This window comes from Streptomyces sp. 13-12-16, assembly GCF_002114215.1.
Taxonomy (GTDB): domain Bacteria; phylum Actinomycetota; class Actinomycetes; order Streptomycetales; family Streptomycetaceae; genus Streptomyces.
This window is the reverse complement of sequence record NZ_NCTE01000281.1, coordinates 1-9,920: the sequence shown is the minus strand read 5'-3', so window position 1 is coordinate 9,920 and position 9,920 is coordinate 1. Positions and strand designations below refer to the sequence as shown.

Genomic DNA, 9,920 nt, shown 5'->3' with positions numbered 1-9,920 from the left:
GTACTCCTCGAGGTAGGCGCGGCGCTGGCGCCGGGTGGCCTCGGAGCGCAGGGTGTCGAGGAAGCGGTTCACGGCGGTGACGGCGCGGGCGGGGACGCTCATGGGGTTGTCCGCTCCGACGAGGGGGGTCAGCTTCGGCAACGTCTCTTCTCCTTCGCCGTATCCGACTGCAGTGTTATTAAATAACAGCAAATAGCTATAGGTCGTTCCGCTTCCGTCCTCCAACAAGCCCATCGTTCCGGCTCGTGTCGAACCGAGTCGTACGGACCGGCCCGGTACGTACAATACGGCCCTCCGGCCTCCCGGCCACGTACCTCCCCGCCTCGGCCGACCCCAGTCACTGGGTGTTCGGCTACTTGCTTTTATTGAGAGTCGGCCCTGGCTACGATCCGGCCGTACCGGGGACCACACACCCGTCCTGGGTGAGCGGGGCCGGTGGCGCCGCACGATGAGCGCATGCATGACACGACCTTGGTATCCCGTTTCCTCCACCTGTCGCCGGAGAAGACCGAGGCCGACGCCGAACCGTGGCTCCCGGTGGAGCCCGAGCACGGCCCGGGTGGGAGACACCGCCGACTCCCGCGCCCGGTCCAGCCCCGGGCGTCACTCAGCGCTGCACGTCCGTTCGCCGTAGCTGTACAAGAGCAGGGCACTGACGGGAACAAGGTCACGGACATGCCTACGGGATACGTGGCGACCACCGCACTTTTGACCTGGTGCACCTTCTTCGCCGTTGTGGCGGTGTGATCGGTGTCGACACGAACGCGGACCATCCGGCCGCGTGGGCCGGACGGGTCAGCACCGTCACCGCCCGCACGGACCGGGTGGACGTCGACGCGTTGGTCATCCGGCCCGACGGCTGTGTCGCCCGGGCCCTGCCCACCGGACAGGACCTCGACGCCACCACGCCGGTGCGTGCGCCGGGCACGTGGTCCGGCCGACCGGCCTGAGCACCGTATTAACAGTCGTCTCAGGTTCCCTCAGTACGAAGTAGGCCTCCAGACAAGCGATGTGACCCGTATGCAGGAGGCTAGTGATGACAGTCGACGCAGCACCGTCCGGGCAGGCGCCGGCCGGTCGGTTGGCAGGCCGGTGGGTGCCGTGGTTGGTGATCGGCTTGTGGCTGGTGCTGGCGGCGGGCATGGTGCCGCTGAGCGGAAAGCTGAGCTCGGTCACCACCGACAGCGCCGTGGACACCCTGCCGGCCGGTGCCGAGTCCACCAAGGTGGCGGCGCTGGACGACAGTCTCCCCGGCGGTGAGGACAGCACGTTCGTCTTCGTGTACCACCGGGCCGACGGCATGACCGACGCCGACCGCGCGGCGGTCGAGCGCCACTACGACACCCTTGCCGAGCGGTACCCGCCGAAGGAGACGGAGGCGGCCGGCGAGGACGACGAGGGCTCACCGACGAGCCTCTCCACCGACCGCAAGGCGATGACGTTCACCCTCGAGGTGAGCACGGCCTACGGCCCACCGGAGGAGATCATCGGCCCGTTGCGTGACGCCGCGAAGGACCGCCCCTCCGGCCTGGAACTCGACGTGACCGGCCCGGGCGCGATCGACGGCGACATGGACGCCGTCTTCGACGGCATCGACGAGCAGGTCCTCCTCACCACCATCGCCGTCGTCACGCTCCTGCTCATCCTCACCTACCGCAGCCCGGTGTTGTGGATCATCCCGCTGGTGGCCGTCGGCGCGGCCGCGCTGACCGCGATGGGGACCGTCTACCTGCTCGTCAAGGGCTTCGGCATCGTGGTCAACGACCAGAACTCGGCGCTGCTGACGATCCTGGTGTTCGGCGTCGGCACGGACTACGCGCTGTTGCTCATCGCCCGATACCGGGAGGCACTGCACCACCACGAGAACGTCCGGGTCGCGATGGTCCACGCGCTGCGCGGCGCGGCGCCGGCCGTCGTCGCGTCCGCGGCCACCGTGGTCGCCGGCCTGCTCTGCCTGCTCGTCGCGGACCTGAACAGCACCAGCGGCTTGGGTCCGATCGGTGCGGCCGGCATCCTGTGCGCGCTGGTGGCCATGCTGACGCTGTTCCCGGCGGTGCTCGTGGTGCTCGGCAGGCGGATCTTCTGGCCGGCCGTCCCGCGGTTCAGCACGGCCGTGGAGGAGAAGCCGGGGCTGTGGGGACGGCTCGGCACCTCCATCGGCCGCCGCCGGTGGGTGGCTGCGCTCGGCTCCCTCGGAGTCCTCGGCGTGCTCGCCCTCGGGCTGGCGGGCAACACCGGAGCCCTGCGGGAACAGGACCAGTTCCTGTCCGCGCCGGAGTCGGTCACCGGCTTCAGCGTTCTCCGCCAGCACTTCCCGGAGCTCGGCGGCCAGCCGATGACGGTCCTCACGCGGCCGGCGCACCGGGAGCGGGTGCTCGACGTCGTCAAGGACACTCGCGGCGTGGCCCTGGCCGTCCCGGAGGAGACCAGCGGTGGCTGGGCCAACATCTCCGTGTTCCCGAAGGACGCGCCGGACACCGCCGCCGAGTAGGGGTCTGAGGAACATCGGCGTCAGATCGTGCGCTAAGGGCTCTCCGGTCCGTTTGGGGCTTTGACCTGGGGTGATTTGGCGTCGGAGCCTTCGAGGGTTGCTGTTGTCGATCTTCGGAGAGCTGTTGTGGCGGTCGAGTTCCTGACGGACGAGCAGGCGGCCCGGTACGGGTCGTTTCACGAGGCGCCCTCGCGGGCGGAGCTGGAGCGGTACTTCTTCCTGGACGACGCGGACCGGGAGGCGGTGCAGGCCAAGCGCCGGGCCCATAACCGGCTCGGGTTCGCGGTCCAGCTCACGAGCGTGCGGTTCTTGGGCCGGTTCATGCCGGACCCACGGCAGGTGCCCGCGGAGGTGGCCGAGTACCTGGCCGAGCAGTTGGAGATCGCGGACGTCTCGTGCCTGAAGCTGTACGGCGAGCGGGACGGGACGGCCCGTACGCACGCCGGGGAAATCCAGGAGGCCGGGGGCTGGCGGGACTTCGCCGAGGTCCGTGAGGAGCTGGCGGCCTGGCTGGACGCGCGGGCGTGGACGACCGGGGACGGACCGAAGGCGTTGTTCGACGCGGCGGCCAGCTGGCTGCGCGAGGGGCGGGTGCTGCTGCCGGGGGCGAGCCGCCTGGCCCGGCTGGTGGCCTCGGTGCGCGAGGCGGCGAACCAGCGGTTGTGGGACACGCTGTACGGGCTGCTGAACACCGGCCAGCGGGCGGTGCTGGACTCGCTGCTGACCGTCCCGGCCGGTGAGCGGGTCTCGGAGCTGGACCGGCTACGGCGCGGGCCGGTACGGGTATCCGGCCCGCAGATGAAGGCGGCGCTGAAGCGCGCGGAGGAGATCGCCGCCCTCGGGATGGGCGACCTGGACGTGTCGGCGGTCCCGCCTCGGCGGCTGGCGGAGCTGTCCCGGTACGGGGTCGACGGGAAGGCGTCGCTGCTGCGCCGGCACGGTGATTCCCGCCGGCTGGCGACGCTGCTGGCCACCACCGTCTACCTGACGACCCGGGCCGTCGACGACGCGCTCGACCTTCTGGAGGTGCTGATCGCGACGAAGCTGCTGGCCAAGGCCGAGCGCGAGACGGTCAAGGAGAAGATGAAGACGCTGCCGCGGGTCGAGCGGGCCTCGGCGAAGCTGGCGACCGCGTTCCAGGTCGTGTTCGACACCACGAGCGAGCTGGTCGACACCGACACCGGCGAGGTCACCGGGCCGGCGGTGGAGTCGTTCGAGGCGATGTGGGAGCGGATCGAGGCGGTCGTGCCCCGGCACGAGCTGGCCGCCGCGATCGCCGCGCTGTTCGAGCTGACGCCGCCGCTGGACTCCGACGCGGACGAGGCGTGGCGGTCCATGCTGGTCAGCCGGTTCGGCACGGTCCGGCCGTTCCTGAAACTCCTGGTTGCGGTCGTCGACTTCGGTGCCACCCCCGAGGGCGAGGCCGTGCTGGCCGCGCTCAAGTCGCTGCCGGACCTGATGGGCCGCAAGAAGGTCAGTCCGGCCGAGATCGACACCGGGCTGCTGGCCGGGTCGTGGCGGCGCCTGGTGCTCTCGGCGCCGCACCTGGAGCCGGGAACGGTGGACTGGAAGGCGTACACGTTCTGCGTCCTGGAACAGCTGCACCGGATGCTGCGCAGCAAGCAGGTGTTCGCGAAGAACTCCTCGAAGTGGGGCGACCCGCGGGCGAAGCTGCTGGCCGGTGAGGCGTGGGAGCAGGCCCGGCCGACCGTGCTTGCCTCGCTCGGGCTGCCCGGCCAGGCCGGCGAGCACCTGGCGGCGCGGGCCGCGCTGCTGGACGGCACGTACCGGGAGGTCGCCGGGCGCCTGCCGGACAACGCGCAGATCGTCTTCGACGACGACGGCCGACTGCACTTCGCCGCGCTGGAGCCAGAGCCCGAACCGGCCTCCCTGCTCGACCTGCGGGCCGCGGTGAACGCGATGCTGCCCCGCGTGGACCTGCCCGAGGTGCTGCTGGAGGTCTTCTCCTGGACCGGCGCCGACCAGGCGTTCACCTCGGTCACCGGCTCCGGGCCCCGCCTGAAAGACCTGCACGTCACGATCGCCGCGCTGCTGGTCGCCCACGGCTGCAACGTCGGCTACACCCCGGTCATCGGCGGGGTCGACGCGCTGAAGTACGGCCGGCTGTCCCACGTCGACCAGACGTATCTGCGGCTCGCGACGTACCGGGCCGCGAACGCCACGCTGATCGAGCACCAGGCGTCCATCGGCCTCGCGACCGCGTGGGGCGGCGGCCTGGTGGCCTCGGTGGACGGAATGCGGTTCGTCGTCCCGGTCCCCTCGGTGTACGCGAGGCCGAACCCGAAGTACTTCGGCCGCCGAGGCGGCGCCACCTGGCTCAACATGATCAACGACCAGGCTGCAGGTCTCGGCGGGAAGGTCGTAGCCGGCACCCCCCGCGACTCGCTGTACGTGCTGGATGTCCTCTACGACCGCGACGGCGGCAAGCGGCCGGAGATGATCGTCACCGACACCGCGAGCTACAGCGACATCGTGTTCGGACTGCTGACCCTGGCAGGGTTCGCCTACGCCCCGCAGCTCGCGGACCTGCCGGATCAGAAGATGTGGCGCATCGACCGTGCCGCCGACTACGGCGCCTTCCAGGACGCGGCCCGCGGCCGGATCGACCTCGCCCGCATCGAACGGCACTGGGAGGACATCCTGCGGATCATCGGCTCCATCCACACCGGAGCCGTCCGTGCCTACGACGTCATCCGGATGCTTTCCCGCGACGGACGGCCCACCCCGCTCGGCGACGCGATCGCCCACTACGGGCGGATCGCCAAGACCCTGCACATCCTGCGCCTGGCCGACGAGCCCGGCTACCGCCGCCAAATCAAGGTGCAGGCCAACCTCCAGGAAGGCCGCCACGCACTGGCCCGGAAGATCTTCCACGGCAAGCAGGGGCAGCTCTACCAGCGCTACCAGGAGGGTATGGAGGACCAGATCGGCGCCCTCGGCCTGGTCCTCAACGCCCTCGTGCTGTTCAACACCCGATACATGGACGCCGCGGTGAACCAGCTGCGGGCGGACGGCTTCGACGTCCGCGGCGAGGACGTCGCCCGCCTCTCGCCGTTCATACGGCATCACATCAATATGCTCGGCCGGTACTCCTTCCAGCTTCCCGATCTGCCCGGCGGCCTGCGTCCCCTGCGAGACAAGAACGCCACCGACGACATGTGACGGTGGGACATGAGACCGGTCCGGCTTCCAGGACTTTCTGGGGGCCGGACCGTGGGCATGTCAGCAGGTGGCCCCGCTCAGGGCTATCGACGAAGTTGGGCAGCACGACCCTGCCCAAGGCGAGAACGGCCAGTCCGCAGTGGAGGCGGTCGGCCAGCACCCAGGACTACGAGGTGGCTTCCGCGACGACGACGTACAGCGTCACTGCGGCGAAGAAGGGCCCCGTGGCGAGATGGTCAAGCCACCTCTGCGATGCCAGGGCGGGCAGGTAGCCCGCGGACACGGCGCGCTCGGTATTGCGCTGAAGGCCGAGGATTTGGTCTGCGGCCTGAGCATCACGAAAGACCGAGGTGATCGGGACGACGGTCGGCACGGCGAATCCCGCATCCAGCGCGATCCGGGCCAGCTGACGGCCAATGGCCCCGTTGCGTACGACCTTGTCCGTCACGTGGCGGGTGTAAGCACGCGAGACCTCAAGGTCGGGGTAGTCGATGGTCAGCGAATCCCAGTCGGGTTCGCCCATGACGAGTCTGCCGCCTGGGCGCAGGACACGCCGGGCCTCTGCAAGTGCCTGGGCCGGGTCCGCCACGTGCTGGAGCACGCGGTCGGTCCGGGCACGGTCGATGCTGCCGTCCTTGAGCGGGAGCGTGTGGATGTCGCCCAGCTCTACCTCGACCGCGGGCAGATTTTCCGTACGCCTGCGTGCTTGCTCAACCATCTCCTGGCTGGAGTCGATGCCGATCACCCTGCCCGACGGGCTGACCGTCTTGGCGAGAGTGCTGAGATCTGTGCCCGGTCCGCAACCCAGATCGAGTGCGGTCTCACCGGGCCGGGCATCCAGTGCGTCAAGCATGACGCTCTTGTAAGAACGCGCCGCGTCCGTCGCGGCCAGTTGGTCGAGGTAGCCGACCTCGTCAGGAACAGCGCTCTCGAATACACGCCCGGACAGGCGGGCCATGGAGTGCGCCTCTCGCTCAAGCAGCTCCCGCCCCGCGGGCGTGAGGCAGAACGGGCGTTGGCGGCCCTTTTCCTCCAGGGGCATCACCAGCTGCTTCGCCTCCAGACGGGCCAAGGCTCCATAGAGACTCCCGGGCCCGAGGCGGTGACCGGAGACCTGCTCGATGGCCGCGTTGATGGCGTACCCGTGCAGCGGCCCGTCGGCCAGTGCGCACAGCACGAGCATCTGGGCGTCGTTGGTGCGCATGGCTTCTCCAGGTGTGGTCGGCCTCCGGAATGATTCCCATGATGCTACACAGCGCGTAGTACGTGCCGCGTAGTATTCCGTAGCGGTGAAACGACGGACGCCGACTGCGCGAGTGCCCGACCTGGTTCCTCCGGGCCGGTATCACGGGCGACGCCGGAGACCGCGACGAACCGACCTCTGCAGTGCACCAAGAACTTCCGTCTTTGCCCTGGACACCATGCGAAAGGCCTCACGATGCGCACCGCCGATCTCTTCTACGCCCTGTACGCCCGTCGGCTGCGGCGGCAGACGGCAGTGGGGCCGCTGCCCAAGCACATCGGTCTGATCATGGACGGGAACCGCAGGTGGGCCCGCCAGATGGGCATGGCCAACCCAAGCATCGGCCATCGGTACGGTGCCGAACACGTGGAGAACGTGCTGTCCTGGTGCGAGACGGCCGGCATCAAGCACGTGACGGTCTTCGTCTGCTCCACGGAGAACTTGCAGCGCCGCGGCGACACCGAGGTCTCCTTTCTGATGCAGGTGATTGAGCAGGTGGTGGCAGTTCATCTCGCTCGTCCTGACGCCCGCTGGCAGGTGCGCATAGCAGGAACCCTCGACGCCCTGCCTGACTCCACGGCCCACGCCCTTAAGGAAGCGGTGGAGGCGACCCGCGGCTGCACCACCGGATCACAAGTGACCCTTGCCATCGGCTACGGCGGAAGGCAGGAAGTCATCGATGCCATGCGCGAACTGCTCCACGAACAGGCAGCAGCCGGAACCACCCTCGAAGACCTCGCAGCACGCCTGACGATGGACGACATCACCCGTCACCTCTACACGGCAGGACAACCTGACCCAGACCTCGTCATCCGCACCAGCGGAGAACAGCGCATGTCGAACTTCCTCCTGTGGCAGAGCGCCTACTCGGAGCTGTACTTCTGCGAGGCCTACTGGCCCGCCTTCCGAGAGATCGACTTTCTGCGGGCCCTGCGCAGCTATTCGGCCCGGCAACGCCGATACGGCGCATGAGACAGGCACACAGCCTCGCCCGGACCCGAGCGAGAACCGACGTTCACCTGCTGCTGTCGCCCGGAGCAAGCAGGCTCGTGAGCTCGGCGATCGCCTCCGGGGAGGGCTTGAAGTAGCGGCGGACGTTCTCCGGCTTCTTGTGCCGGGACTTCGCCATCAGCATCAGCAGGCTCGCGCCTTGCTCACCGAGATGGGTCAGAGCGGAGTGGCGGTACTCGTGCAGGTCCCAGCCCGCGCCCGCTCCGCGCACCGCAGTGTGGTGGTCCAGCAGCGCGCGGGCCTGCCCGTACGACAGCCGGGCGAAGCCGGTGTCCGGGCAGATGTCACGTGGGCTGACGACCTTCCCCGGGCCGGGGCGGCGGTGGGTGACGAACACCGGCCCGCGGGTGCGGCCCTTGAGCAGCCGGGGCAGGAGCCGGGCGGTGCCGGCGTCCCAGTACACCTTCTCCAGCACGAAGTCCTCGCGGACCTGGCCTCGGCGGCGGGACTTCGACTTCGCCCCCTTGGCCTTTACCAGGCAGCGGCGGCCGGCGAAGTCCAGATCCTCGATGTTCACGCCCAGGATCTCCTCCGAGCGCCCGGCGGTCTCGTAGAGCATCCGCCACAGCGTCTTCTCCCGCAGGTGCACCTCACGCCGCGCGATCAGCCGGTCGATGGCCATGCGGGAGCGAGCCGGGGTCTCGGAGTCCGGCACCGCGAGCCGTTTCGCCCAGGCCGGAACGGCGGGGCCGTCGTAGCCGCGCTCCCGGCACCAGCCGAGCCAGGACAACACCGCCGCGCGCCGGGAGTTCCAGGTGTTCACCGCGGCAGTGCCCCAGAGCAGTTCGAGGGCCTCGCCGATCTCGTCGTCCGCGACCGAGGCCAGCGGTCGGGACTCGCCGAGCCGTTCGGCGGTCTTGCCCACCCCGATTCCGTAGTTGCGGACCGTGTTCGGGTTGCCAAGCGAGTCCAGGAACACGTCGGCCGCCGTCCGGACGGTGAGCGCCTTGCCGGTCGGCAACTTTTCGACGGTGGGCACCGCTTCCCCCTTGCCACAGATAACAGGGCCACTTCACGTACGGCCCAGAGAGCGTCACCGCAGGTTACGGATCAAGTTACCGCAGATATTGGGGTGTTATCTGCAGCAAGACTTCAGCCCGTCCCTGCCGCCCAGGCCCCGTCAGTCGCCCACCAGGGCCGACGTCGGCTTAGCGCACGATCCGACATGGATGTTCCTCAACCCCCGAGTACGACACGATTCTGCGGGTGCGCACCGCCGTGCACGCGGTGAGCGGGGCGGAGGCGATCGTCGGCGGGCCGAGTGCGGAGAACCTCGACACCGAGGTGACCACCAGGCGCGACGAGAAGCTGGTGATCCCGCTGGTGCTCGTCGTCGTCCTGATCGTCCTCGGGCTGCTGCTGCGCGCGGTCCTGGCCCCGCTGGTCCTGATGGCCACCGTGATCGTCTCGTTCGCCGCGGCCTTCGGCGGCAGCGTGTTCGTCTTCGACACCGTCCTCGGGTTCAAGGGCATCGACTATTCGGTGCCGCTGCTGGCATTCCTGTTCCTGGTGGCGCTCGGCGTCGACTACAACATCTTCCTGACCAGCCGGGCCCGGGAGGAGACCGTGCGCCTCGGCACCGGAGAGGGCATGCTCAAGGCCCTCTCGGCCACCGGTGGCGTCATCACCTCGGCGGGCCTGGTCCTGGCGGCCACGTTCGCGGTCCTCGTCACCCTTCCGCTGGTGATGCTGGTCGAGGTCGGGTTCCTGGTGGCCTTCGGCGTGCTGCTCGACGCCCTGCTGGTGCGGTCGGTCCTGGTGCCCGCCCTCACCCTGCTGATCGGCCGGCGGATGTGGTGGCCGAGCCGGCTGTCCCGGCCGGCGGCGGAGCTGCCGGCCGGTCGACGGCCGCTCGCCGACGACGAGGAGCCCGCGCTGCAACGGTGAGCGCGGCGGCACGGACGAGTTCCGGGACGGGCCCCAGGCCCGTCCCGGATTCTCATGGGCCCGCGGCCGCCGCCCTTTGGCCCCGCGCCACGCGCCGGGGCCGGG

General features: G+C 69.5%; 5 protein-coding genes and 2 pseudogenes. 5 read left to right on the top strand and 2 right to left on the bottom strand.

What is annotated here, in order from left to right; all coding sequences use genetic code 11:
* Positions 1–743: 743 nt before the first annotated feature.
* The 3 genes and pseudogenes from B7767_RS12325 to B7767_RS12315 all read left to right on the top strand — a co-directional run bounded on the left by B7767_RS12325 (position 744) and on the right by B7767_RS12315 (position 5,674).
* Positions 744–950 (top strand): hypothetical protein, encoded by a 207-nt coding sequence (locus tag B7767_RS12325; protein WP_085572234.1) that lies wholly within the window; start codon positions 744–746, stop codon positions 948–950.
* Positions 951–1,036: 86 nt separating this feature from the next.
* Positions 1,037–2,488: pseudogene (locus tag B7767_RS12320) on the top strand (MMPL family transporter); the annotation flags it as partial.
* A gap of 129 nt (positions 2,489–2,617) precedes the next feature.
* The gene (locus B7767_RS12315; protein WP_085572233.1) at positions 2,618–5,674 is read left to right on the top strand and encodes a Tn3 family transposase; all 3,057 of its coding nucleotides are present in this window, start codon (positions 2,618–2,620) and stop codon (positions 5,672–5,674) included.
* Between the two features lie 166 nt (positions 5,675–5,840).
* Here the strand turns inward: B7767_RS12315 and B7767_RS12310 are convergent, their stop codons facing one another.
* The gene (locus tag B7767_RS12310; RefSeq protein ID WP_085572232.1) at positions 5,841–6,878 is read right to left on the bottom strand and encodes a methyltransferase domain-containing protein; all 1,038 of its coding nucleotides are present in this window, start codon (positions 6,876–6,878) and stop codon (positions 5,841–5,843) included.
* A gap of 234 nt (positions 6,879–7,112) precedes the next feature.
* On the opposite strand from B7767_RS12310, the gene uppS reads away from it, so the two are divergent.
* Entirely contained in the window at positions 7,113–7,889 is a 777-nt protein-coding gene (gene uppS, locus B7767_RS12305) for a polyprenyl diphosphate synthase (protein ID WP_085572231.1), read from the top strand.
* Between the two features lie 43 nt (positions 7,890–7,932).
* Here the strand turns inward: uppS and B7767_RS12300 are convergent, their stop codons facing one another.
* Positions 7,933–8,907 (bottom strand): site-specific integrase, encoded by a 975-nt coding sequence (locus B7767_RS12300; protein WP_085572230.1) that lies wholly within the window; start codon positions 8,905–8,907, stop codon positions 7,933–7,935.
* Positions 8,908–9,113: 206 nt separating this feature from the next.
* Here B7767_RS12300 and B7767_RS12295 point away from each other — a divergent pair.
* Positions 9,114–9,815 (top strand): annotated as a pseudogene (locus tag B7767_RS12295) (MMPL family transporter); the annotation flags it as partial.
* Between the last annotated feature and the right edge of the window lie 105 nt (positions 9,816–9,920).

Coding starts and splice junctions, on each gene's coding strand:
- uppS (WP_085572231.1), top strand. CDS start 7,113: ATGCGCACCGCCGATCTCTTCTACGCCCTGTACGCCCGTCGGCTGCGG.
- B7767_RS12310 (WP_085572232.1), bottom strand. CDS start 6,878: ATGCGCACCAACGACGCCCAGATGCTCGTGCTGTGCGCACTGGCCGAC.